Source organism: Microcella alkalica, assembly GCF_014595885.1.
GTDB classification, from domain to species: Bacteria; Actinomycetota; Actinomycetes; order Actinomycetales; family Microbacteriaceae; genus Microcella; species Microcella alkaliphila_B.
In genome coordinates, this window is the sequence record NZ_JABUKC010000001.1 from 216,745 (window position 1) to 240,379 (window position 23,635).

The 23,635-nt window shown below is 70.2% G+C and carries 23 protein-coding genes; 22 read left to right on the top strand and 1 reads right to left on the bottom strand.

From position 1 onward, the window contains the following. Window positions 1-73 precede the first annotated feature (73 nt). From ID804_RS01005 to ID804_RS01095, 19 genes are all read left to right on the top strand, one after another. Window positions 74-361, top strand: coding sequence for a WXG100 family type VII secretion target (locus tag ID804_RS01005; RefSeq protein WP_169077111.1), 288 nt, complete (start codon window positions 74-76; stop codon window positions 359-361). 188 nt (window positions 362-549) lie between these two features. Continuing rightward, window positions 550-1,029 (top strand): prepilin-type N-terminal cleavage/methylation domain-containing protein, encoded by a 480-nt coding sequence (locus ID804_RS12385; RefSeq protein ID WP_282433167.1) that lies wholly within the window; start codon window positions 550-552, stop codon window positions 1,027-1,029. A 158-nt stretch (window positions 1,030-1,187) separates the two neighbouring features. Further along, the gene (locus ID804_RS01015; protein ID WP_169077112.1) at window positions 1,188-2,921 is read left to right on the top strand and encodes a GspE/PulE family protein; all 1,734 of its coding nucleotides are present in this window, start codon (window positions 1,188-1,190) and stop codon (window positions 2,919-2,921) included. 39 nt (window positions 2,922-2,960) lie between these two features. Next, window positions 2,961-4,673 (top strand): type IV pilus twitching motility protein PilT, encoded by a 1,713-nt coding sequence (locus tag ID804_RS01020; protein WP_282433168.1) that lies wholly within the window; start codon window positions 2,961-2,963, stop codon window positions 4,671-4,673. Beyond that, the gene (locus ID804_RS01025; protein ID WP_188219133.1) at window positions 4,673-5,902 is read left to right on the top strand and encodes a type II secretion system F family protein; all 1,230 of its coding nucleotides are present in this window, start codon (window positions 4,673-4,675) and stop codon (window positions 5,900-5,902) included. Before ID804_RS01020 ends, ID804_RS01025 begins: the two co-directional genes overlap by 1 nt. A gap of 166 nt (window positions 5,903-6,068) precedes the next feature. Continuing rightward, a complete protein-coding gene (locus tag ID804_RS12390) occupies window positions 6,069-6,476 on the top strand; it encodes a prepilin-type N-terminal cleavage/methylation domain-containing protein (RefSeq protein ID WP_169077113.1) in 408 nt (135 codons plus the stop codon). 103 nt (window positions 6,477-6,579) lie between these two features. Further along, window positions 6,580-7,005 carry a hypothetical protein gene (locus tag ID804_RS01035; protein ID WP_169077114.1) on the top strand — a complete coding sequence of 142 codons (426 nt, stop codon included), beginning with the start codon at window positions 6,580-6,582 and terminating at the stop codon, window positions 7,003-7,005. Window positions 7,006-7,067: 62 nt separating this feature from the next. After that, complete coding sequence (locus ID804_RS01040) at window positions 7,068-7,580, top strand: hypothetical protein (protein WP_169077115.1); 513 nt, start codon at window positions 7,068-7,070, stop codon at window positions 7,578-7,580. After that, window positions 7,571-9,235, top strand: coding sequence for a bactofilin family protein (locus ID804_RS01045; RefSeq protein ID WP_169077116.1), 1,665 nt, complete (start codon window positions 7,571-7,573; stop codon window positions 9,233-9,235). Before ID804_RS01040 ends, ID804_RS01045 begins: the two co-directional genes overlap by 10 nt. Then, window positions 9,228-10,091, top strand: coding sequence for a prepilin peptidase (locus ID804_RS01050; protein ID WP_317451127.1), 864 nt, complete (start codon window positions 9,228-9,230; stop codon window positions 10,089-10,091). Before ID804_RS01045 ends, ID804_RS01050 begins: the two co-directional genes overlap by 8 nt. 13 nt (window positions 10,092-10,104) lie before the next feature. Beyond that, complete coding sequence (gene pilM / locus ID804_RS01055; protein ID WP_169077117.1) at window positions 10,105-11,148, top strand: type IV pilus assembly protein PilM; 1,044 nt, start codon at window positions 10,105-10,107, stop codon at window positions 11,146-11,148. Further along, window positions 11,145-11,876, top strand: coding sequence for a hypothetical protein (locus tag ID804_RS01060; protein ID WP_169077118.1), 732 nt, complete (start codon window positions 11,145-11,147; stop codon window positions 11,874-11,876). Before pilM ends, ID804_RS01060 begins: the two co-directional genes overlap by 4 nt. A gap of 2 nt (window positions 11,877-11,878) precedes the next feature. Continuing rightward, the gene (pilO, locus tag ID804_RS01065) at window positions 11,879-12,541 is read left to right on the top strand and encodes a type 4a pilus biogenesis protein PilO (protein WP_169077119.1); all 663 of its coding nucleotides are present in this window, start codon (window positions 11,879-11,881) and stop codon (window positions 12,539-12,541) included. Window positions 12,542-12,576: 35 nt separating this feature from the next. Next, window positions 12,577-13,338, top strand: coding sequence for a hypothetical protein (locus ID804_RS01070; protein ID WP_169077120.1), 762 nt, complete (start codon window positions 12,577-12,579; stop codon window positions 13,336-13,338). A 303-nt stretch (window positions 13,339-13,641) separates the two neighbouring features. Then, the gene (gene rpsL, locus ID804_RS01075; protein ID WP_055964941.1) at window positions 13,642-14,016 is read left to right on the top strand and encodes a 30S ribosomal protein S12; all 375 of its coding nucleotides are present in this window, start codon (window positions 13,642-13,644) and stop codon (window positions 14,014-14,016) included. After that, window positions 14,016-14,486: a 30S ribosomal protein S7 gene (gene rpsG, locus ID804_RS01080; RefSeq protein ID WP_047561485.1), complete on the top strand. Its 471-nt coding sequence runs from the start codon at window positions 14,016-14,018 to the stop codon at window positions 14,484-14,486. The genes rpsL and rpsG overlap by 1 nt, the downstream gene beginning before the upstream one ends. A gap of 81 nt (window positions 14,487-14,567) precedes the next feature. Continuing rightward, window positions 14,568-16,682, top strand: coding sequence for an elongation factor G (gene fusA / locus ID804_RS01085; protein WP_169077121.1), 2,115 nt, complete (start codon window positions 14,568-14,570; stop codon window positions 16,680-16,682). Between the two features lie 110 nt (window positions 16,683-16,792). Next, window positions 16,793-17,986 carry an elongation factor Tu gene (tuf, locus tag ID804_RS01090; protein ID WP_169077122.1) on the top strand — a complete coding sequence of 398 codons (1,194 nt, stop codon included), beginning with the start codon at window positions 16,793-16,795 and terminating at the stop codon, window positions 17,984-17,986. A gap of 144 nt (window positions 17,987-18,130) precedes the next feature. Beyond that, entirely contained in the window at window positions 18,131-18,595 is a 465-nt protein-coding gene (locus ID804_RS01095) for a hypothetical protein (protein WP_169077123.1), read from the top strand. Here ID804_RS01095 and ID804_RS01100 read toward each other — a convergent pair. After that, a complete protein-coding gene (locus ID804_RS01100) occupies window positions 18,592-19,356 on the bottom strand; it encodes an IclR family transcriptional regulator (RefSeq protein ID WP_169077124.1) in 765 nt (254 codons plus the stop codon). The two genes, ID804_RS01095 and ID804_RS01100, sit on opposite strands and share 4 nt — an antisense overlap. Before the next feature lie 104 nt (window positions 19,357-19,460). On the opposite strand from ID804_RS01100, the gene hutH reads away from it, so the two are divergent. Genes hutH through ID804_RS01115 form a run of 3 tightly spaced genes read left to right on the top strand, consistent with a single transcriptional unit; the run spans window position 19,461 to window position 23,635 of the window. After that, window positions 19,461-20,993 carry a histidine ammonia-lyase gene (hutH, locus tag ID804_RS01105; RefSeq protein ID WP_169077125.1) on the top strand — a complete coding sequence of 511 codons (1,533 nt, stop codon included), beginning with the start codon at window positions 19,461-19,463 and terminating at the stop codon, window positions 20,991-20,993. Window positions 20,994-21,017: 24 nt separating this feature from the next. Further along, complete coding sequence (gene hutU, locus ID804_RS01110; protein WP_169077126.1) at window positions 21,018-22,733, top strand: urocanate hydratase; 1,716 nt, start codon at window positions 21,018-21,020, stop codon at window positions 22,731-22,733. Next, window positions 22,730-23,635 carry an arginase family protein gene (locus ID804_RS01115; protein WP_169077127.1) on the top strand — a complete coding sequence of 302 codons (906 nt, stop codon included), beginning with the start codon at window positions 22,730-22,732 and terminating at the stop codon, window positions 23,633-23,635. The genes hutU and ID804_RS01115 overlap by 4 nt, the downstream gene beginning before the upstream one ends.

The window sequence follows — 23,635 nt, forward strand, 5'->3', positions numbered from 1 at the left end:
GAAAACTGCGACGTTAGCGTGAACGCACCACAGGCGCCCACGGGGCGGATGACCGACAGAGAGAAGGACGACCATGGCTGACTTCAAGGCCACCTACAGCGAGATGGAGCGCATGTCGAGCCGCCTGGAGGCCGGCCGCGAAGACATCGCCGAGATCCTCCGCCGCCTCCAGAGCGAGGTCGAGGCGCTCACGAGCGACGAGTTCCGCACGCAGCAGGCCTCGGGCAAGTTCAACGACGGCTACCGCGAGCTCACGAACGGCCTCGAGTCGGCCATCGAGGGCATCCGCGACATGGGCGAGTCGCTGAGCAAGATGATGCGCGCCATCCAGGACACGGACGCGGCGCTCGCCGGCAACTGACGCACCGCGCACACACGGAAGGAGTCGGGCGACCTCGGTCGCCCGACTCCTTCCGCGTCTGGGGCCTCTGGCGGAGGCGATCGATGTTCGACGAGCGAACATCTCTCGCCGTCCGCCCCCATCCGGGGACTGCTGGGCGCGGAGTGAAACCGGTTCACTCGAGGTACCTCGACCCGGAGGCCCCGATCATGCCCGAGCTCCTCATCCGCGACCGCGCCACCCTGCGCGCGCCCGTCGCCCTCCAGCCCGCACCGGGCGCGCAGGCCCCCGCGCGCCCGGTGCGCGACCCTGGCTTCACGCTCATCGAGCTGCTCGTCGTCGTCGCGATCATCGGCATCCTCGCGGCGATCGCCATCCCGGTCTTCCTCATCTACCAGGAGGGGGCCCGCGGCAGCGCCGTCGAAGCCGCCCTCGTCACGGCGAAGACGAAGATCGTCGCCGCGGTCGTCGAGGGCGATGGCGCCGAGCCGAGCGCTGCCGACATGACCGAGATCCTCGAGGGCGACGGCGACCCCGCGATCGACGTGCAGCACTTCGGCGACGTCGACGGGTGGTGCCTCGAGGGCACGCACACGCAGGCCAGCGGTACGTGGGCCGTCGACGGCACAGGTGGCGTCGTCGCGGGCGCCGGATGCTCGCCCGCGGGTGCCCTGATCCCACCCGCCTGACCGCCCCGGGCATCCCCTGTTGCTCGTGGGGATGGAGTGACGGGAGTGCTCCTCCCGAACGGGGGACTACTGGCCCCGTGCCCCGCTGACGTACCGTCACTGCGGGGGGCGGCAGCGTCATTGGCGTCCCCACGATCGTGCAGGAGGGGGAGCCGACGGTGCCGTCATTGACCGAGGTGCTGATCATCCGCGGCATCATGCCCATCGAGACGCTCGACGTTATGAGCGATGATCCGCTGGCCGAGGCGCACATCATCCAGATGTTCATGGACGAGGGGCGCGTGACCCCCGGCCAGATCGCCTCCGCGCGCGCCGAGGTCATGGGCCTGTCGTTCGTCGAGCTCAGCGAGTACCCCATCGACCGCACGGCCGTCGCGCTCGTGCCGGCCACCCTCTGTCGCCGCCACAAGGTGCTGCCCATCCACATCGCCGGCGAGATGCTCACCCTCGCGATGGTCAACCCCGACGACGTCTTCGCCCTCGACGACGTGCGCGCCGCCACCCGCATGCGCATCGTGCCGATCGTGGCGGAGGAGAGCGACCTCATGGAGGCGGTGGAGAAGTTCCACCGCGCCGACAGCGAGCTCAACGAGCTGTCGACCGTGCTCGAGGAGGAGAACAAGCCGGAGGACCTCACGGCGGTCGCGATGCGCGACGCCGACGCCGACGATGCGCCGATCGTGCGCTTCGTGAACCTCATCATCGGCCAGGCCATTCAGGACAGTGCCTCGGACATCCACATCGAACCGGGCGAGCACGAGCTGCGTGTGCGATACCGCATCGACGGCGTGCTGCACGAGATGCAGGCCGCGCCCCGCTCGGTCACCAACGGCGTCATCTCGCGCCTGAAGATCATGAGCGACATCGACATCGCCGAGCGCCGCAAGCCGCAGGATGGCCGCATGTCGGTCAGCCACGGCGGCCGCCAGATCGACCTCCGCGTCGCGACCCTGCCGACGGTGTACGGCGAGAAGGTCGTCATGCGCATCCTCGACAACAACGCCACGCGCCGCGACATGAGCGAGCTGCAGCTGCTCGACCACAACTTCGAGGTGTTCAAGAACTCGTACACGAAGCCGTACGGCATGATCCTCGTCACGGGCCCGACCGGCTCGGGCAAGTCGACGACCCTCTACACGACGCTGCACGCCGTCGCGAAGCCCGAGATCAACGTCATCACGGTCGAAGACCCGGTCGAGTACCGCATGGCCGGCATCAACCAGGTGCAGGTCAACCCGAAGGCGGGCCTGACCTTCGCGAGCGCGCTGCGCAGCATCCTGCGCTCCGACCCCGACGTCGTGCTGCTCGGTGAGATCCGCGACAAGGAGACCGCGCAGATCGCCATCGAGGCCTCGCTCACGGGTCACCTCGTGCTCTCGACGCTGCACACGAACGACGCTCCGAGCGCGATCACGCGACTCATCGAGATGGACATCGAGCCGTTCCTCGTCGGCTCGGCGCTCGACTGCGTCGTCGCCCAGCGTCTCGCGCGCCGCCTCTGCGACCGCTGCAAGGCGCCGTACCAGGGCGACACCGAGCAGATGGCGTTCGGCGTGAGCCTCGCGCAGGCCTTCGGCGAATCGGGGATGTCCGCCCCCGGCGCCGAGGAGCGCGTGCCCGGCACCGACCTCGCCTTCGCCTCCGGGCCCACGCTCTACAAGCCGGTCGGCTGCTCGGCCTGCTCGAACACCGGCTACCGCGGCCGCCTCGCCCTGCACGAGGTCATGGCCGTCACCGAGGAGATCGAGCGGCTCGCCGTCGCCCGCGCCTCGGCCGCCGAGATCCAGAAGGTGGCGCTGTCGCAGGGCATGCGCACCCTCCGCCAGGACGGATGGGAGAAGGCCAAGCTCGGCCTCACCTCCGTCGACGAGATCATGCGCGTCGTCGCGTGATGACCGCCCGACGACCCGACGCGCCGTGAGGAGCACCCCATGACCGACAGCCCGATGCACGACATCCCGATGGAGCCCGGCGAGGACGACCTGGCGTTCCTGCGCCGCGTCGCCGCGTCGATGCCGGTGCCGCCGGCTGCTCCGGCTGCCGCGCCGCCCGTCGCGCCGCCGGCCGCGGCCCCTGACTGGGATGCCCTGGCCGCCGCCGCGGGAGCCGCACCCTCCCCGGCCCCCGTGGCCGCGCCGAGCGCCGCCGACATCGTCGCCTCCGCCAGCGCGCTGCCGCTCAACGTGCCCGCGTCGGCCCCGCCGACGATGCCGCCGCCCGGGGCTCCCGTCGCGGGTGCGGCGTTCGACGCGCCGCCGCCGGCCGCTGCCTCGAGCCTGCCCGCGCCCCCGCCCGTCGGGGCAGCGCCGCTCTCGGCTCCGCCGCCTGTCGGTGCGGCCCCGCTCAGCGCGGCCCCGCCGGCCGGGGCGCCGGTGGTCGCGCCTCCGCCATTCGCGGGCGCAGCATCCGCCGCCGCGTCGGTCGAGCCGGTCGTGCCGCTGCCTCCGGCGTCGGCGCGCAGCGATCGCAGCGCCGTCGAGTGGGAGCAGCCGACGACGGTGCGCCACGGCGACCCGAAGGGCGACCCCGAGCTGCTGGCGTGCCTGCACGAGCTCGTCGCGACGCGCGGCTCCGACCTGCACGTGTCGAAGAACGCGCCGCCCATGGTGCGCATCGACGGCACGCTGCGGCCGGTGCAGGCGACCGGCATCTGGGATGCCGACCGCGTCGCGCGCGCCCTCTACTCGATCGTGACGCCCGCGCAGCTGGCGCAGTTCGAGGAGAAGCAGGAGCTCGACTTCGCGTTCCCACTCACTGAGCAGTCGCGCTTCCGCGTCAACTTCTACCGCCAGCGCGGCACGATCGGGGCGGCCTTCCGACTCATCCCGACCGAGATCAAGAAGCTCGACCAGCTCGGCGTGCCCGAGGTCGTCGGCCGCTTCTCGACCCTGCCGCGCGGCCTCGTGCTCGTCACCGGCCCGACCGGATCGGGCAAGTCGACGACGCTCGCCGCCCTCATCGACCTCGTCAACGAGACCCGGGCCGACCACATCATGACGGTCGAGGACCCGATCGAGTTCGTGCACAAGAACAAGAAGTCGCTCGTCAACCAGCGCGAGGTCGGCGCCGACACGCACTCGTTCCAGAACGCCCTCAAGCACGTGCTGCGGCAGGACCCTGACGTGATCCTCATCGGCGAGCTGCGCGACCTCGAGACCATCTCGACCGCGCTGACCGCCGCCGAGACCGGTCACCTCGTCTTCGCGACGCTGCATACGCAGGATGCCGGGCAGACGATCGACCGCATCATCGACGTCTTCCCGCCCTTCCAGCAGGGGCAGGTGCGGCAGCAGCTCGCCGCGACCCTCCAGGGCGTCGTCTGCCAGACCCTCGTCAAGAAGGCGAGCGGGCAGGGCCGAGCGGTCGCGACGGAGGTGCTCGTCGCGACGCCCGCCATCGCGAACCTCATCCGCGAGGGCAAGACCTACCAGATCGGCTCGGCCATGCAGGCCGGCCGCGGGCAGGGCATGCACACGATGGATCAGCACCTCGCCGAGCTCGTGAACGCGGGCACCATCACCATCGGGGCGGCGCGCGAGAAGGCGCACGACCACGACACGCTGCAGCGCCTCGTCACCCGGCAGGACGGCGCGGCGTTCGACCCGGCCGCCGACTTCGAGCGCATGAACGCGGGAGGCAACTGATGAGCATGACCGTCTCCACCTTCACCTACCGGGGGAAGGACGCTGCGGGCAAGAAGGTCAGCGGCACCGTCGACGGAGCGTCGGAGGCGGCTGCGACGATGCGCCTGCGCTCGATGGGCATCCAGCCCGAGAGCATTCGCGCCGCCGGCACGGGCCTCAACAAGGAGATCAACCTCGGCGGGTTATTCCAGAAGAAGGTCGGGCTGAAGGATCTCGCCGTCATGAGCCGGCAGCTCGCGACCATGATCTCGTCGGGCCTGGCGCTCATGCGGGCGCTGTCGATCCTCGCCGAGCAGAGCGAGAACCCGAAGCTGCGCGAGACCATCGACCAGGTGCGGAAGGACGTCGAGAGCGGCCTGTCGCTCAGCGACGCGATCGCCAAGCACGAGCTCATCTTCCCGCCGCTGTTCATCAACCTCGTGCGGGCGGGTGAGACGGGCGGCTTCCTGGAGGACTCGCTCAAGTCGGTCGCCGAGAACTACGAGAAGGAGGTGAAGCTGCGCGGCACGATCAAGTCGGCGCTCACCTACCCGGTCGTCGTGCTCATCATGGCGATCCTCGGCATGATCGGCATGATCGTGTTCATCGTGCCGGTCTTCAAGAACATGTTCGAGGGGCTCGGGGGCGAGTTGCCGCTCCCGACGCAGTTCCTGGTCGTCCTGTCGGAGTCGGCGGTCTTCTGGTTGCCGGTCCTCATCATCGGGATCATCGTCTTCACGGTGTGGTGGGGCCGCAACAAGCACAGACCCGAGGTCCGCAACGTCGTCGATCCCCTGAAGCTCAGGGCGCCCGTCTTCGGCGAGCTCGCCAAGAAGATCGCGATCGCCCGGTTCACCCGGAACTTCGGGACGATGATGAAGTCCGGCGTGCCCATCCTGCAGGCGCTCTCGATCGTCGGTGCGACCTCCGGCAACTACGTCATCGAGAAAGCCCTCGTCAACGTGCAGGAGAGCGTCAGGCAGGGCAAGAGCATCGCGGCCCCGCTGTCCGACGAGCCAGTGTTCCCCTCGATGGTGACGCAGATGATCGCGGTGGGTGAGGACTCGGGCTCGCTCGAGTCGATGCTCGAGAAGGTCAGCGACTTCTACGACGCCGAGGTCGAGTCGACGACCGAGCAGCTCACCGCGCTCATTGAGCCGCTCATGATCGCCTTCATGGGCGTCCTGCTCGGCGGCATGATCGTCGCGCTCTACCTGCCCGTCTTCAACATCTTCACACTCATCAACTGAGTCGTCAGGACGGTCTGTCCTCACAAATGCCGACCCCCGCTCGGGTCACCCCCCTACTGGGGAATGGGCACTGAGGCGGGGAAAGGCGAGAGTTTCACCAAGGGGGGCAGTTTCTCTGGGGGCCCACCTGCTCAATCAGTTCACCTGAACAGGAATGGAAGAAACCATGATCAAGCTTCACGACAAGCTCGCGGAGATCCGCGCAGCGCGCGAAGAGGGCGAGAAGGGCTTCACGCTCATCGAGCTCCTCGTCGTCGTCATCATCATCGGCATCCTCGCCGCGATCGCCATCCCGGTGTTCCTCGGCCAGCAGGAGCAGGCGCGCCTCAGCGCCGTCGAGTCGGCGCTCACCAACGCCAAGACCGAAATCGTCGCGCTGCTCGTTGCCGACGCTGACGGCGCTCTCGCCTCCGCGGACATCGCGCCCGTGCTCACGAAGTACTCGACGGACGGCGTCACCCTCACCGAGGGCTCCCTGACCGCGACGACCTTCTGCATCGACGGTGCCCACGACGGGTCGACCGCAGTTCGCTCCGTGAGCGACTCCGGCGGCGTGAAGGACACCAGCTGCTAGTCGACTAAAACGACTCGCCGTGGGGCGCCGGGGACACCCGGTGCCCCACGATCGATTCTCGAGACAGACGATCCGGACGATCTGGCAGAAAGGGGGGGCGGCTGTGAGGGTCCGCAATTGCAGGTTCGCGTCTGACGAAGACGCCGGCTTCGGCCTCGTCGAGATCGTCGTATCGATGTTCCTTCTCGCTTTGCTCGCCGTCGCCTTCCTGCCGCTCCTCATCGAGTCGCTGCGCGTCACTGTGGTGAACGCCAAGGTCGCCACCGCGACGCAGATCCTGAACGAGCAGCTTGACGCCATCGCGCTCCTGCCGCGTACGTGCGCCGCCTTCAACGCCTACGAGAGTGCCACCATCCCGACCGTGACCGATAGTCGCGGCACCGTCTACCAGGCAGCCCGAGATGTCACCGGTTGTACGCCGGCCTCCTACCCCGCCGCAGTGACGATCACCCTCACGGTGTCCGTCGTCGGGGAGCCGTCCATCGGTTCGCGCGCGGTCACCCGCGCTGTGGTCGAGAGCCTCAACTGATGCGCCGGTCCGAACGTCGCGATGACAGCGGCATCACTCTCGTCGAGCTGCTGATCTACATCATGCTCGCGGTCGTCGTGCTCACGATCGTCGGGTCGATACTCATCAACTCCTTCCGTGCCCAGGCGCAGGTGCGCGACGGCGCTGAGTCCGCCAGCACCGCACAGCTCATCGCCGAGTCGGTCGGCCAAGGCGTCCGCAACGCGAGCGCACTGGAGGTCACCACTCCGAGCGCGGGAACCACCATGCTCCGAACCAGGTCCGTCGACGGATCGGCGAGCGGCACGTGGTACTGCCAGGCCTGGGTCTGGTCAGGAGGCGAGCTCCGCACCTCGCGCTCCTCGACCGCGATCGCGGCGCCCGACGCCGCGACACTGAGCACCTGGACGCTCCTCGCGTCTGGTGTGGCCGCCGTCGGCTCGACCCCCATCTTCTCCGTCGGCACCGACGAGCGCTCCCTCGACCTGTCGCTCACCGTCGCGAACGGCGAGACTGTTCCCATTCTCATCGACTCGGTGATGGTTGCTCAGCAACCCATACCCGCCACCGGAAAGGTGACCGCGCCATGCTTCTGAGCAGGATCAATCGTCTGCGCAGCGAGGAGCGCGGTAGCGCGCTTATCGCGGTGCTGGCTCTCGCTGGCGTCACGGCGATCATCGCCGTCACGGTAGGCAGTGTGTCGGTCAGTAGCCTCCGCTTCAGCAACGACTCCATCGCGATCGTCGAGGCGAGGGCCGCGGCGGAGGCCGGCGTCACGGCGGCCGAGCTCGCGCTCACCACGACGACGGGATGCTCCGCCGCGTCCGGTGTGTTCACCTCCACCACGACGCCGAAGTACCGGGTCGAGGTCTCCTACGACCGCGGTGCCGGCTGGGTCGACGGTTGCCCCACGAACGACGCCACGCAGGTGCGCTTCCTCTCGACCGGCTTCGCGAACCGCACGGTCTTCGACGGCTCGCGCGTGGAGGACGGCCGTGTCGTCGAGGCCGTCTACCAGTTCATCCCCGAGTACGTCGAGGTCCCCGACATCGACCCGGCCGTCTACGCCTACTCGATCGACGGCGTGCTCAAGAAGTTCGTGCTCGACTCCGCTGACCGCTCGATCGCGGCCGACGTGCAGATCAAGACCGGCGACTTCGAGTGCTCGAACAACGCGAGTGTCTCGGGTGACGTCGTGCTCGCCAACGGGGCGGCCGACCTCACCTCCTGCACGATCAACGGAACGCTGCACGTCACGAAGGGCGCCGGCATCGACGGTGCGAGCCTCATCACGGGCGACGTCATCGCGGGCGGCGCCGGCGTCACGGGCACGAACCCGACGGTGCGCATCGAAGCCGGTACACGTGTCAACGGCAGCGTCTTCGCCGGCGGCAACGTCAGCATCCTCAGTGGTTCGGGGTCGACCGTGAGCGGCAACGTGACCGCGACGCGCGACACCAGTACGAGGGTCATCGTCGCGAACGGCTCGACGGTGTCAGGCAACGTGCTGTCCTCCGGCACCATCCAGCGAAATGGCACGATCGGTGGCACGCAGTCGACGGCCGTGACGGGCCTGCAGGCCCCTGTGGCACCGCGCGTGCCCGACTGGACCGACCTGCCATGGAATGTCAGCTCGACCGCCGACTTCCAGTCGACCACCTGGTATCAGCAGGGCTTCACGAACCTTGTCACCTGGCCCGCCGGGGACTGCACGATCGGCAGCGGTGACGCTCGCTGGTCAGCGCTCGGTTCTTACACAACACCGACGGTGGTCGACGCCACCCGGTGCACCAACGGGATCATCACGCGCAACAACCTGTCGCCGAACATCTTCCTGCAGACGAACATCGTCTTCATCGCCGATAAGTTCCAGTTCGACAAGCTCTACTTCGAGTCGTCGGTGGCCTCGACCAACCGCAAGCTGTACTTCATCGTGCCCGACAACACCGCTGACGCCCTGCCGACGTGCACGGGCGAGGCCGGCAACATCTACCTCACGAGCGAGGCCGACATCCGGCCGTCGGTATCGGCGTTCATGTACTCGCCGTGCGAGATCCAGTCCGACCGCAACGGTCTGCGCGGGCAGCTGTACGGGGGTGTCATCAACTTCGACCAGCAGGCGCAGATGACGTATGTACCCACCTCGCCTCCCGGGGTCGACTTCAGCGCGAGCCTTCCGCCAGTGCTCGAACTCGTCGGCGCCTACCTCGGCGACCGCTTGAGCATCCGCGAGGTCGCGTCCGGTGGGTGATGCGGCGGCGGCGCTGCTGATAGGGGGGTCAGCGGCGTTCGGCGCCCTCATCGGTTCCTTCCTCAACGTCGTCATCCACCGCGTGCCCGCGGGCCAGTCGGTCGTGCATCCGCCGAGCGCGTGCCCGCACTGCGGCAACCGCATCCGGCCCTACGACAACATCCCGGTCGTCTCCTGGCTGGTCCTGCGCGGGCGCTGCCGCGATTGCGGCGCGCGGATCCCGGTTCGCTACCCGCTGGTCGAGGCGGGCACGGCGGTCGCCTTCGGTCTCGTCGCCTGGTGGATGCTCAGCCCGCTGAGCGCCGCCAGCGATGTCGTCTCGGCCGCGGGCTCGTGGGGTCTGCTCGCCGGCGCCCTGCTGCTGATCGCCCACCTGTGGCTCGCCGCGGTGAGCATCGCGCTCACGGCGATCGACCTCGAGACGCATCGCCTGCCGAACGTCATCGTGCTGCCCGGCTACGGTGTCGCCGCCGTCGGACTCGGCCTGCCCGCGCTGCTCGCCGGCGACCTCGAGCGTCTGGGGGTCACAGCCGCGGGTGCCGGCATCCTGTTCGCCGCCTACGCCGCCATGGCGATCGCCTGGCCGGGCGGCATGGGCATGGGCGACGTCAAGCTCGCTGGCGTGCTGGGCGCGTTCCTGGGCTTCGCGGGCTGGGCGGCGCTCGCCGTCGGAGCCTTCGCCGCCTTCGTGCTCGGCGGCGTGGTCAGCATCGCGCTCCTGGCGACCCGACGCGTCTCGCGCAAGGGGGGCATCCCCTTCGGGCCCTGGATGATCGCCGGCGCGTGGGTGGGCCTCGTATTGGGGGCATCGATCGCAGCCCTCTATCTGTCATTGTTCGGAATTGAACTCAGCTGAGGGGGGCTTGAGCATGAGCAGTCATGTCGTGGGGGTCGATATCGGCCAGACCGCGATCCGTGCCGTCGAGGCGAAGGCGTCGAAGAGCGGCCCGATCGAGGTGCGCGCCTATCACGAGGCGGCGCTGCCGGACGGTGCGGTGCGCAACGGCGAGATCATGGAGCCGACGGCGGTCGCGACGATCCTCAAGAAGATGTGGGTCGACGCCAAGTTCGGCACGAAGGACGTGCTGCTCGGCATGGGCGACCAGAAGGTGGTCGCGCGCGACCTCGTGATGCCGAAGCTTTCGCACCAGGAGATCCGCGACCTGCTGCCGCTGCGCGTGCAGGAGCTCATCCCGATGCCCGTCGCCGAGGCGATCATCGACTTCTACCCGGTCGCGGATGCTCCGCCCACCGATGAGGGACCCGCCGTGCGCGGTCTGCTCATCGCCGCGTACGCCGACGCCGTGACCACCAACGTCAACGCCGTGCGCCGAGCCGGCCTGCAGGTCGTCGGCGTCGACTTCGTGCCCTTCGCGCTCCAGCGCTCGGTCGGCCTCGCGAGCGAGGGCGTCAGCGCGATCGTCGACGTGGGCGCCACGACCACGAACGTCGTCGTCGCGCACAACGGCGTGCCCGACTTCGTGCGCATCATCCCGGCCGGCAGCGACGACGCCACGCGCGCGCTCGTCACGCAGCTCGAGGTGCCCCGCGACCAGGCCGAGAAGCTGAAGGTCGCGCAAGGGCTCCACCCCGAGATCGTCGCGCCGAACGACGCCAAGAGCGCCGGCATCATCCTCGACGTCACGCGCGAGCTCATGACGAGCATCATCAACACGCTGCGCTACTACTCGACCACGCACGAGAACGCGCGCGTCGAGCAGCTCGTGCTCACCGGCAACGGGGCCCGCCTGCGCGGCCTGCCCGCCGCGCTCGCGCAGTCGACGGGCATCACGCTCGTCGCGCCCGCGCCCTTCTCGCGCGTCAAACTGCCGAAGACGCTCGCGGGCTTCGGTGTCTCCGAAGCGCTGCGCGCCGGCACGGCCATGGGTCTCGCGATGGGGGTGCAGGCATGAGCAAGCAGCAGGTGCAGGAGCTGCAGCTCGGCGGGGTTCCCCGCGCCAACCTGCTGCCCGCGTCCGCGCGCGAGGCGATCCGCCGCCGCCCGATCGTGCGACGTCTCGTGATCGGCGTGATCGGGGTCGCGCTCGTCGTGGCGCTGGCCGTCGCCGCCGTCACCGTCTACGCGTTCACGGCCCAGGCATCGCTCCAAGCGGAGCGCGACCGCTCGAACCTGCTGCTGGCGCAGCAGGCGGAGTTCGCCGAGGCCCGCGCGATCGACGCCGCCCTCACGGAGACGACCAACTCGCGCATCGTGGCGACCGCCGCCGAGATCGACTGGGAGAACCTCATGGCCCAGATCCGCGGCACCCTGCCCGCGGGCGTGCTGCTCGTCTCGGTGGACGGCGAGCTGACGACGCCTGACGCGGTCGGCCCCGGCGGCGAGACTGACGGAGGTGCGGAGGGCGAGCCCGAGCCCCTGCGCCAGGATTCGGTCGCGAGCATCCGCATCAATGCCACCAGCCCGACCGTCCCCGACGTCCAGGCGTGGCTGCGCGACCTCGAGACGGTGACGGGCTTCGCCGGCATCGCACCGCCGACCTCGGTCGTCGGCAGCGAGGGCGCGAGCTACACCGTGACGATCGAGTTCCTCCTCAACGAGGAGGCCTATCTCGGGCGGTACGCGCCCGAAACCGACGAGCCGACGGACGAGTCGGCCGACGCGAGCGAGGAGGGGGAGTAGCCATGTCGATCCTGAGACTGTGGATCATAGGCGCCGCCTTCGTCGCCGCGCTGCTGCTGCTCGGCGGCTGGTTCCTCGGCGTGCAGCCGCGACTGGCCGAGGCCGCCGCGGCGAACACCGAGCGACAGGGCGTCGCGACCGTCAACGCGCAGTACGAGGCCGTGCTCGTCGAGCTCCGCGAGCTCTCCGAGAACCTGCCGCAGCTCGAGCGCGAGCTGGAGGATCTGCGCGTCGAGATCCCCCAGGCGCCGGAGCTCTCGACCCTGCTCGGTCAGCTCAACCAGCTCGCCGAGGCGTCGGGCGTCGCTCTCAACGAGGTGAACGCCGATCCGCCGGTGCTCATCGCGGCCGAGCAGCTCGAGCCGCTCGGCATCACCGATCTCGTCGGCATCCCCGTGCGCGTCGGTGCGATCGGTCCGCCCGAGGGCCTGGCGGAGTTCATGAAGGCGGCGCAGTTCGGCCCGCGACTCATGTGGGTCGGTCGGTTCTCGACCGGCGACGACGCCGACACCGGCAAGGTCACGCTTGAGGGCTACATCTTCGTGCTGCCGGAGGAGGGCGCGGCGCTGCCCGCGGTCGACGCCGGCGCGGTCGAGGGCGAGCAGCCTGCGACCGAGCCCAGCGAGCAGCCGAGCTCCGAGCCGAGCGCCAGCCCGTCGCCGTAGCCTGGGAGGATCGCGCTGACGACGAAAGGCTGACGATGACCGAGCACGACCGCGCCGCTGACGCGACCCCGGAGGTCCCGACCGCACCGGAGTCCGCGCCGCCGGCGGCGTCGGCCGAGCCGGTGGTCGCCGCGCAGCCCGCCGAGGCCGAGCATCCGCAGGAGCCCGCCCGCGACCACGCGGCCGCGCCAGCCGCCGTCACCGACGCGGCCCCGCAGCCCGAGCGCGTCGTCTACGTGCCCGCCCCGCAGCCGCCGCGCAAGCGCGGCTCGCGCGGGTTCGGCGTCGGCGTCGCGCTCGCCTCGAGCCTCGTGTTCACGATCCTGTACGGCGCGCTCGCGGCGCTCTTCATCGGCATCGGCGGGCCGACGGCGCTCGCCGAGCGCGTGCAGGTCTTCGCCACGACGCCCAGCTTCTGGATGCCCGTCATCGCCTTCACCGTCGCCTACGTCGTGCTCGTGCTGATCACCAATCGCGCCGGCTGGTGGGCGCACGTGCTCGGCGGGTTCGTCGTGGCGGCGCTCGTCTACCTCGTCTTCCTGGCCTCCACGGTGCTGAGCGCCGAGGCGACCGGGGCGAGCCCCGCGCAGCTGCAGCAGTTCCTGCTGCTGCAGGTCACGAACCCGCTCGGCTGGGCGGCCGCGATCGCGGCGCGCGAGGTGCCGATCTGGGTGGGCGGGCTCGTCGCCCGCCACGGGCGCCGCGCGAAGGCGCACAACGCGGAGGCGCGCGCCGCCTACGAGCGCGAGCTCGCCGAGGCGAGGGGCACGGTGCCGTCCGTGGCTCCGGCCGTTTGACCCCGCACGGCCCTGCGCCTATTCTTGACTGCGTGTGTGCATTCGCACGCGCTTGTGCTGTGCCGTGAGAGCGGTGCGGGCGGCGCGAGGCGGAGCATCCGCATGAAGGGTCACTGACGACCGCGCCTCTCGCAGCATCGCCCGCGACGCCTCGAGAGCCGTCGAGCCACACCCCCACGGCATGTCCGCCACCGATCCTCATCGATCATCGTCGGATTCCGCGTGAGCCCGTCATCGCCACGGCGAGTCGGGGAACAACCAACCGCAACCGCTGTCACCGTGCAGCATTTCCAAGGAGCAACTTTGCCCACTATTCAGCAGCTGGTCCGCAAGGGCCGCACGCCGAAGGTCGTCAAGACCAAGGCGCCGGCGCTCAAGGCCAACCCGCAGCAGCGCGGCGTGTGCACCCGTGTGTACACGACCACGCCCAAGAAGCCGAACTCGGCGCTCCGCAAGGTCGCGCGCGTGAAGCTCTCGAACGGCACCGAGGTCACGGCCTACATCCCCGGTGAGGGCCACAACCTGCAGGAGCACTCGATGGTGCTCGTCCGCGGCGGTCGTGTGAAGGACCTCCCCGGCGTTCGCTACAAGATCGTGCGCGGCGCGCTCGACACCCAGGCCGTGAAGAACCGCAAGCAGGCGCGCAGCCGCTACGGCGCGAAGATGGAGAAGAAGTAATGCCTCGCAAGGGTCCCGCTCCGAAGCGCCCCGTCGTCGCCGACCCCGTCTACGGGGCGCCGATCGTCAGCCAGCTCGTCAACAAGATCCTCCTCGACGGCAAGAAGGGCCTCGCCGAGCGCATCGTCTACGGTGCGCTCGAGGGCGTGGCCGCCAAGTCGGGTCAGGATGCCGTGGCCGTGCTCAAGAAGGCGCTCGACAACGTGCGCCCCACCCTCGAGGTCCGCTCGCGCCGCGTCGGCGGCTCGACCTACCAGGTGCCCGTCGAGGTCAAGCCGCACCGCGCGAACACGCTCGCGCTGCGCTGGCTCACGAGCTACGCGAAGGCTCGTCGCGAGAAGACGATGACCGAGCGCCTCATGAACGAGATCCTCGACGCTTCGAACGGCCTCGGCGCCGCGGTGAAGCGCCGCGAGGACACGCACAAGATGGCTGAGTCGAACAAGGCCTTCGCGCACTACCGCTGGTAACAGCACGGTGAGGCGGGGGCGGGCCGCACGACGGCCGCCCCCGCCGCCCCGATTCTCTCGACACGACCGGAGGAACCCCCCGTGGCACTTGACGTGCTCACCGACCTGAAGAAGGTCCGCAACATCGGCATCATGGCCCACATCGATGCCGGCAAGACCACCACGACCGAGCGCATCCTGTTCTACACGGGTGTGAACCACAAGATCGGTGAGACCCACGACGGCGCCTCGACGATGGACTGGATGGCGCAGGAGCAGGAGCGCGGCATCACGATCACGTCGGCCGCGACGACGTGCTTCTGGAACGGCACCCAGATCAACATCATCGACACCCCCGGTCACGTCGACTTCACCGTCGAGGTCGAGCGCTCGCTGCGCGTCCTCGACGGCGCCGTCGCCGTGTTCGACGGCAAGGAGGGCGTCGAGCCCCAGTCGGAGACCGTGTGGCGCCAGGCCGACAAGTACGACGTGCCCCGCATCTGCTTCGTCAACAAGATGGACAAGCTCGGCGCCGACTTCTACTTCACCGTCGACACGATCGTGAAGCGCCTCGGCGCGAAGCCGCTGGTCATCCAGCTGCCGATCGGGTTCGAGTCGACCTTCACGGGCGTCGTCGACCTCGTCGAGATGCGCGCCCTCGTGTGGCCCGGCGACGCCAAGGGCGACGTGACCATGGGTGCCTCGTACGAGATCCAGGAGATCCCGGCCGACATGAAGGAGAAGGCCGAGGAGTACCGCCAGGCCCTCCTCGAGACCGTCGCCGAGTCGGATGACGCGCTGCTGGAGAAGTTCTTCGGCGGTGAGGAGCTCACGGTCGCCGAGATCAAGGGCGCCATCCGCAAGATGACGATCGCCTCGGAGATCTACCCGGTGCTCTGCGGCTCGGCGTTCAAGAACCGCGGCGTGCAGCCCATGCTCGACGCGGTCGTCGACTACCTGCCGAGCCCGCTCGACGTTCCCGACACCGTCGCGCACGACCCGCGCGACGAGGAGAAGGAGATCGTGCGCAAGGCCGACGCGAAGGAGCCCTTCGCGGCCCTCGCGTTCAAGGTCGCTGTGCACCCGTTCTTCGGCCGTCTCACCTACGTGCGCGTGTACTCGGGCACGATCGAGTCGGGCGCCCAGGTCGTCAACTCGACCAAGGGCAAGAAGGAGCGCATCGGCAAGATCTTCCAGATGCACGCCAACAAGGAGAACCCCGTCGAGAGCGTGACCGCCGGTCACATCTACGCGGTCATCGGCCTCAAGGACACGACCACGGGCGACACGCTGTGCGACCCGAACCAGCAGGTCGTGCTCGAGTCGATGACGTTCCCCGAGCCGGTCATCGAGGTCGCCATCGAGCCCAAGACGAAGGCTGACCAGGAGAAGCTCGGCACGGCGATCCAGAAGCTCGCCGAGGAGGACCCGACGTTCCGCACCGAGCTCAACCAGGAGACCGGTCAGACGGTCATCAAGGGCATGGGCGAGCTGCACCTCGACATCCTCGTCGACCGCATGAAGCGCGAGTTCAACGTCGAGGCCAACGTCGGCAAGCCCCAGGTGGCCTACCGCGAGACGATCCGTCGCACTATCGAGAAGTACGACTACACCCACAAGAAGCAGACCGGTGGGTCGGGTCAGTTCGCGAAGGTGCAGATCTCGCTCGAGCCGCTCGAGGTCACCCCGGAGACGAGCTACGAGTTCGTGAACGCCGTCACCGGTGGTCGCGTGCCGCGCGAGTACATCCCCTCGGTCGACGCGGGCATCCAGGACGCGATGCAGGTCGGCGTGCTCGCCGGCTTCCCGACGGTGGGCGTCAAGGCGACGCTCGTCGACGGTGCAGCGCACGACGTCGACTCCTCGGAGATGGCGTTCAAGATCGCCGGCTCGATGGCCTTCAAGGAGGCCGCGCGCAAGGCGAACCCCGTGCTCCTCGAGCCGCTCATGGCGGTCGAGGTGCGCACCCCCGAGGAGTACATGGGCGACGTCATCGGCGACCTGAACTCCCGCCGCGGTCAGATCCAGTCGATGGAGGACGCGACGGGCGTGAAGGTCGTCCGCGCCCTCGTGCCGCTGTCGGAGATGTTCGGATACGTCGGCGACCTGCGCTCGAAGACCTCGGGCCGCGCGGTCTACTCGATGACGTTCGACAGCTACGCGGAGGTCCCGAAGGCTGTCGCCGACGAGATCGTCCAGAAGAGCAAGGGCGAGTAGCCACTCGACCTCAACGGGGCTCGCAGAGCCTCGCTACGATAAACACACACCAAATCGCAGAGCATCCGAGACCACGGATGCCTGCAGACGAGTCCTGAGGAGGACCCACAGTGGGTAAGGCCAAGTTCGAGCGGACCAAGCCGCACGTCAACATCGGAACGATCGGTCACGTCGACCACGGCAAGACCACCCTGACCGCCGCCATCTCGAAGGTGCTTGCCGACAAGTACCCCTCGGCGACGAACGTGCAGCGTGACTTCGCGTCGATCGACTCGGCTCCCGAGGAGCGTCAGCGCGGTATCACGATCAACATCTCGCACGTCGAGTACGAGACGCCCAAGCGTCACTACGCTCACGTCGACGCCCCCGGTCACGCCGACTACATCAAGAACATGATCACGGGTGCCGCGCAGATGGATGGCGCGATCCTCGTGGTCGCCGCGACCGACGGCCCCATGGCCCAGACGCGCGAGCACGTGCTGCTCGCCAAGCAGGTCGGCGTGCCGTACCTGCTCGTCGCGCTGAACAAGAGCGACATGGTCGACGACGAGGAGATCCTCGAGCTCGTCGAGATCGAGGTGCGCGAGCTCCTCTCGAGCCAGGGCTTCGACGGCGACAACGCGCCCGTCGTGCGCGTCTCGGGCCTGCAGGCCCTCGAGGGCGACGAGAAGTGGACCCAGTCCATCCTCGACCTCATGGACGCCGTCGACGAGTCCATCCCGGACCCGGTGCGTGACAAGGACAAGCCGTTCCTCATGCCCATCGAGGACGTCTTCACCATCACCGGCCGTGGCACGGTCGTGACGGGTCGCGCCGAGCGCGGCACGCTCGCGATCAACTCCGAGGTCGAGATCGTCGGCATCCGCCCGACGCAGAAGACCACGGTCACGGGTATCGAGATGTTCCACAAGCAGCTCGACGAGGCCTGGGCCGGCGAGAACTGTGGTCTGCTCCTCCGCGGCACCAAGCGCGAGGACGTCGAGCGCGGCCAGGTCGTCGTGAAGCCGGGTTCGGTCACCCCTCACACCAACTTCGAGGGCACCGCGTACATCCTCTCGAAGGACGAGGGTGGCCGTCACAACCCCTTCTACACGAACTACCGCCCGCAGTTCTACTTCCGCACCACCGACGTCACCGGCGTCATCTCGCTGCCCGAGGGCACCGAGATGGTCATGCCCGGCGACACCACCGACATGACGGTCGAGCTGATCCAGCCCATCGCCATGGAGGAGGGCCTCGGCTTCGCCATCCGTGAGGGTGGCCGCACCGTGGGCGCCGGCACGGTCACGAAGATCATCAAGTAGTTCTTCGCACCATCGCGAGCGGGGGTCGGGCTTTTGCCCGGCCCCCGCTTCGTCGTTCCCGGCTCCGTGCGGTGCGGCATCGGGGGCGATATGGTCGCCGCAGAGCATCCGTCATCAGCGGATGCCCGGCGAAAGGCTGATCGCATGGGCGCGCGCATCACGGTCGAGGTCGTCTCGATCCTCCTCATCACGGTGCTCATCGCCGTGCTCGGCTACGCCCTCGTGTTCGGCGCCGGCGAGGGCGACGTCGCCTACCGGCTCGAGGAGGCGCTGCGGTTCCTGCTCGGCCCGACCGGGATCGCCGTCGGGGTGTGGGCGGCGCTGCTCGTCGTCTTCGCGATCGTGCTGCGACGCCGGCCGACGTGGGTGCGGGTGCTCGTGCACCTCGGCTCGCTCGTCGTGGCGAACCTCGTCAACGTCGGCGTGCTCATCGGCATCGCCTCCACCTCGCTCGACTCGTGGTTCGGCCTCGTCGTGGTGATCGCCGCGACCGCCGGGCTCGTCCTCTTCGTCGCCGCCGTGATCGGGGTGCTCGTGACCGAGCTGCTCATCCTGCGGGCGCTGCCTGTGCGCGCGGCACCGGCTCCGGCCGCTGCGGCGACCAGCTAGCGCCCGGTGAGGCGTGCCGTGAGGGCGTCGGCGGCCGCGCGTACCGCGCGGGCGAGTGCGGCCTCGGTGCGAGCATCCACCGCCTCGCCCCGATAGGTCAGGCCGATGCCGGCGCTCGGGTAGCCGCTGCGATCGGTCGCCGCCGCCGCGACGGAGGAGTACTCGGGCGTGATCTCGCCGTGCTCCCCTGCCCAGCCGCGCCCGCGCGCCTCGGCGAGGATGCCGTCGAGCTCCCGCAGCGTCGACGGCCCGATGCCGTGTCGGGTGATGAGCGCGTCGCGGTGCGGGTAGAGCGCGCGCACCTGCGCGGCGGGCAGGGCGGCGAGCATCGCGCGGCCAGTCGCCGTGAGGTGCGCGGGCAGCCGCACGCCGACGCGAGCGACCGTCGTCGGGGCCCGCGGGGCGGAGGCCTGGCCGACGTACGACACGTCGGAGCCGCTCAGCACCGCGAGCTGCGCAACGGTCGGCACGCCCGCCTCGGCGACGAGCCGCTCGATGAGCGAGCCCGCGAGCCGCGCGAGCCGGCTCGCCTGCAGCACGCTTGACCCGATCTCGGCGACGACTCCGCCGAGCCCGTACGCGCGAAGCTCGGGGTAGTGCACGACGTAGCCCTCCTCCTGTAGCACTCGGATGAGCTGGTACGTCGACGACCGGGGCAGCCCGAGGTCGCGCGCGATGGTCGACGCCGGCACCGGGTCACTGTGGTGGGCGAGGTGCGTGACGATGCGCAGCGCGGCGCGCGCGGCGGGAACGTCGGTCACGGCGCCCTCCTCCCCGCGGCGACGGCGTGAACATCGTCTGAAATCTCAGACACTTTATCGCGCGGGGCGCTGACCGCGGCGCGCACGGCCGCGAGCATGGCCCCATGCGCATCACCGTCGGCCATCGACCCCTCACCCGCGACGAGGTCGTCGCCGTCGCGCGCCACGACGCGGCCGTCGAGCTCGCAGCGGATGCCCTGGCCGACATGGCCGCGACCCGTGCGCTCATCGAGGGGCTCGCGCACGACCCCGTGCCCCACTACGGCGTCTCGACGGGGTTCGGCGCCCTCGCGACCACGCACATCCCGCTCGCCAAGCGCGCCGAGCTGCAGCGCTCGCTCGTGCGCTCGCACGCGGCGAGCTCGGGCGCCGAGGTCGAGCGCGAGGTCGTGCGCGCCACGATGCTGCTGCGCCTTGCGACGCTCGCGACCGGCCGCACCGGCGCGCGACCGGTGGTCGCCGAGACCTACGCCGCGATGATCAACGCGGGGCTCACGCCGATCGTGGGGGAGTACGGCAGCCTCGGCTGCTCCGGCGACCTCGCGCCGCTCGCGCACTGCGCGCTCGCCGCGATGGGCGAGGGCTGGGTCCGCGACGCCGCGGGAGACCGCGTGGCCGCCGGCGACGCGCTCGCGGCGGCGGGCATCCGCCCCCTGCAGCTGCAGGAAAAGGAGGGCCTCGCCCTCATCAACGGCACCGACGGCATGCTCGGGATGCTCTGCCTCGCCCTCGCCGACCTCGACGTGCTCGTCGCCACCGCCGACCTCGCCGCGGCCATGAGCGTCGAGGGCCAGCTCGGCACCGACGCCGTGTTCGCGTCGGAGCTGCACGAGCTGCGCCCCCACCCCGGTCAGGCGACGAGCGCCGCGAACCTGCGCGCCGCCCTCGCCGGCTCAGCCGTCGTCGCGAGCCACCGCACCGACGATTGCACGCGCGTGCAGGACGCTTACTCGCTGCGCTGCGCGCCCCAGGTGCACGGCGCCGTGCGCGACACGATGGCGCACGCTGCCCTCGTCGCGAGCCGCGAGCTCGCGAGCGCGATCGACAACCCGGTGGTCACGCTCGACGGCCGGGTCGAGTCGAACGGCAACTTCCACGGGGCTCCCGTGGCGTACGTGCTCGACTTCCTCGCGATCGCCGTCGCCGACCTCGCGAGCATGAGCGAGCGGCGCACCGATCGGTTCCTCGACACGGCTCGCAATGCGGGGCTGCCGCCGTTCCTCGCGCACGACCCGGGCGTCGACTCGGGACACATGATCGCTCAGTACACGCAGGCCGGCATCGTGAGCGAGCTCAAGCGGCTCGCGAACCCGGCGAGCGTCGACTCGATCCCGTCGAGCGCGATGCAGGAGGACCACGTGTCGATGGGCTGGTCGTCGGGCCGCAAGCTGCGCCGCGCGATCGACGGGCTGAGCCGCGTCGTCGCGATCGAGGCGCTCACCGCCGCGCGGGCTCTCGACCTGCGCGGGCTCGAGCCGGCGCCGGCGACGGCCTCAGTCGTCGCCGCCCTGCGCGCCGAGGTCGAGGGCCCCGGCCCCGACCGCTATCTCGCGCCCGAGATCGAGCGCGCCGTCGCCCTCACCCAGAGCGGTGCGCTGCTCGCCGCCGCCCGCTCGGTCGTTCCCGAGCTCGTCTGACCCGTCACGCACGAAAGGCCTCTCATGAGCATCCTGACCAGCACCCCCGCAGGCGGCACCGACGCCGCCGCCGCGACCACCGCATCCGGCCCCCGCCCCGTGCGCGCCCACCGCGGCACGCAGCTGCACACGCTCGGCTGGCAGCAGGAGGGCGCTCTGCGCATGCTGCAGAACAACCTCGACCCGGAGGTCGCCGAGCACCCCGACGAGCTCGTCGTCTACGGCGGCACCGGCAAGGCGGCCCGTGACTGGGCGAGCTTCGACGCCCTGCAGCGCACCCTCGCGACCCTCAAGGGCGACGAGACGATGCTCGTGCAGTCGGGTCGCCCGGTCGGCGTCATGCAGACGCACGAGTGGGCGCCGCGCGTGCTCATCGCCAACTCGAACCTCGTCGGCGACTGGGCGAACTGGGACGAGTTCCGGCGACTCGAGCAGCTCGGGCTCACCATGTACGGCCAGATGACGGCAGGCTCGTGGATCTACATCGGCACGCAGGGCATCGTGCAGGGCACCTTCGAGACCTTCGCCGCGGTGGCCGAGCAAAAGTTCGGCGGCACCCTCGCCGGCACGATCACCCTCACCGGCGGGCTCGGCGGCATGGGCGGCGCCCAGCCCCTCGCCGTCACCATGAACGGCGGCGTCGCCCTGTGCGTCGACGTCGACCCGAGCCGCATCGCCCGCCGCATCGAGCACCGCTACCTCGACGTGCGCGCCGACTCCCTCGAGCACGCGCTCGAGCTGGCGATCCAGGCGCGGGATGCTCGGCGCGCGCTCTCCATCGGCATCGAGGGCAACGCCGCCGCGGTCTTCCCCGCGCTGCTCGCGATGGGCGCCCCCATCGACATCATCACCGATCAGACGAGCGCGCACGACCCGCTCGCGTACCTGCCGCTCGACCACACGATGGACGACTGGCACGCGGCGCGCGAGCGCGACCCGATCGGGTTCGCGGCCGCCGCGCGCGCGTCGATGGCGGTGCAGGTCGAGGCGATGGTCGGGTTCCAGCGCGCCGGGGCCGAGGTGTTCGACTACGGCAACAACATCCGCACCGAGGCTCGCGCCGCCGGGTTCGCCGACGCGTTCGCGTTCCCCGGGTTCGTACCCGCGTACATCCGCCCGCTCTTCGCGCAGGGCAAGGGCCCGTTCCGCTGGGCGGCGCTGAGCGGCGACGCGAAGGACATCGCCGCGACCGACCGTGCGGTGCTCGAGCTGTTCCCCGAGAACGAGAGCCTGCAGCGCTGGATCCCGATGGCGCAGGAGCGCATCCGCTTCCAGGGCCTGCCCGCCCGCATCTGCTGGCTCGGCTACGGCGAGCGCGACAAGGCGGGCGAGCGCTTCAACGACATGGTCGCCTCGGGCGAGCTCAGCGCGCCCGTCGCGATCGGCCGCGACCACCTCGACTCGGGCAGCGTCGCGAGCCCGTACCGCGAGACCGAGGCGATGCTCGACGGCAGCGACGCGATCGCCGACTGGCCGCTGCTCAACGCGCTCGTCAACACCGCGAGCGGGGCGACGTGGGTGTCGATCCACCACGGCGGCGGAGTCGGCATCGGCCGCTCGATCCACGCCGGGCAGGTCGTCGTCGCCGACGGCACGGCGCTCGCCGCGCAGAAGGTGCAGCGCGTGCTGACGAACGACCCGGGCATGGGCGTGATCCGCCACATCGACGCCGGCTACACCGAGGGCGAGGGCGTCGTCGAGCAGTACGGCGTGCGCATCCCGATGCGGGAGGGCGCGTGACCTCACTCGCGCACGACCCGCTCTGGCCCCGCGCGGGCGACTGGCCGGCCTGGGCGGCGGGCGCGCGGGCGGATGCGGTGCTGCTGGGCATCCCCACCTGGCGCACCTCGCTCACGCCGGGCGGGGCGCACACGACTCCGGCGGCGATCCGGGATGCTCTGCGCTCCTACTCCGCCGACGCGCTCGCCCGGCCCGACGGCTCGGCCCTCGTCGTGCTCGACGCCGGCGACGTGCCCGAGCCCGACGGCGAAGGGGAGGCGGCCGCGACCGCACGCGTCGCCGAGGTCGCGGCCACCGCATCCCTCGTCATCGTGCTCGGAGGCGACAACGCCGCGACGGTGCCGACCGCCCTCGGGGCGTGGGGCGACGCGATCGCGACCGCGGGCCTCGTGACGCTGGATGCTCACCACGACCTGCGCGACGGAACCAGCAACGGCTCGCCGGTGCGACGGCTGCTCGAGGCCGGGCTCGCGGGCACTCGGGTGAGCCAGCTCGGCATCGAGCCGCTCGCGAACTCGCGCGCCTACGCGGAGCGCGCCGCCGAGAACGGCGTCACCGTCGTCACCCGGGCCGAGCTGCTGCGCACCCCGATCGAGGCCGCGATGACCGCGGCGCTCGACCGCGCCGCGTCGGCGGGCGGCCCCGTGCACGTCGACCTCGACCTCGACGTCTGCGACCGCAGCGTCGCCCCCGGCTGCCCGGCGAGCGTGCCCGGCGGCCTCAGCGCGATCGAGCTGCGCACGGCCGCGCGGCTCGCGGGCGCGCATCCGGCCGTCACGAGCATCGACCTGACCGAGCTCGACGCCGCGCGTGACACCGCCGACCAGCGCACCGTGCGCCTCGCCGCGCTGTGCGTGCTCGAGGCGCTCGCGGGGCTCGCCGCACGACCGGTCCACGCGTGA

Excerpts from the sequence above, each read along its gene's own strand:
- ID804_RS01005 (WP_169077111.1), top strand. The coding sequence starts at position 74 with ATGGCTGACTTCAAGGCCACCTACAGCGAGATGGAGCGCATGTCGAGC.
- ID804_RS12390 (WP_169077113.1), top strand. The coding sequence starts at position 6,069 with ATGATCAAGCTTCACGACAAGCTCGCGGAGATCCGCGCAGCGCGCGAA.
- pilO (WP_169077119.1), top strand. The coding sequence starts at position 11,879 with ATGTCGATCCTGAGACTGTGGATCATAGGCGCCGCCTTCGTCGCCGCG.
- rpsG (WP_047561485.1), top strand. The coding sequence starts at position 14,016 with ATGCCTCGCAAGGGTCCCGCTCCGAAGCGCCCCGTCGTCGCCGACCCC.
- hutU (WP_169077126.1), top strand. The coding sequence starts at position 21,018 with ATGAGCATCCTGACCAGCACCCCCGCAGGCGGCACCGACGCCGCCGCC.
- ID804_RS01060 (WP_169077118.1), top strand. The coding sequence starts at position 11,145 with ATGAGCAAGCAGCAGGTGCAGGAGCTGCAGCTCGGCGGGGTTCCCCGC.
- ID804_RS12385 (WP_282433167.1), top strand. The coding sequence starts at position 550 with ATGCCCGAGCTCCTCATCCGCGACCGCGCCACCCTGCGCGCGCCCGTC.
- ID804_RS01045 (WP_169077116.1), top strand. The coding sequence starts at position 7,571 with ATGCTTCTGAGCAGGATCAATCGTCTGCGCAGCGAGGAGCGCGGTAGC.
- ID804_RS01020 (WP_282433168.1), top strand. The coding sequence starts at position 2,961 with ATGACCGACAGCCCGATGCACGACATCCCGATGGAGCCCGGCGAGGAC.
- ID804_RS01025 (WP_188219133.1), top strand. The coding sequence starts at position 4,673 with ATGAGCATGACCGTCTCCACCTTCACCTACCGGGGGAAGGACGCTGCG.
- ID804_RS01070 (WP_169077120.1), top strand. The coding sequence starts at position 12,577 with ATGACCGAGCACGACCGCGCCGCTGACGCGACCCCGGAGGTCCCGACC.
- ID804_RS01095 (WP_169077123.1), top strand. The coding sequence starts at position 18,131 with ATGGGCGCGCGCATCACGGTCGAGGTCGTCTCGATCCTCCTCATCACG.
- hutH (WP_169077125.1), top strand. The coding sequence starts at position 19,461 with ATGCGCATCACCGTCGGCCATCGACCCCTCACCCGCGACGAGGTCGTC.
- ID804_RS01040 (WP_169077115.1), top strand. The coding sequence starts at position 7,068 with ATGCTCGCGGTCGTCGTGCTCACGATCGTCGGGTCGATACTCATCAAC.
- pilM (WP_169077117.1), top strand. The coding sequence starts at position 10,105 with ATGAGCAGTCATGTCGTGGGGGTCGATATCGGCCAGACCGCGATCCGT.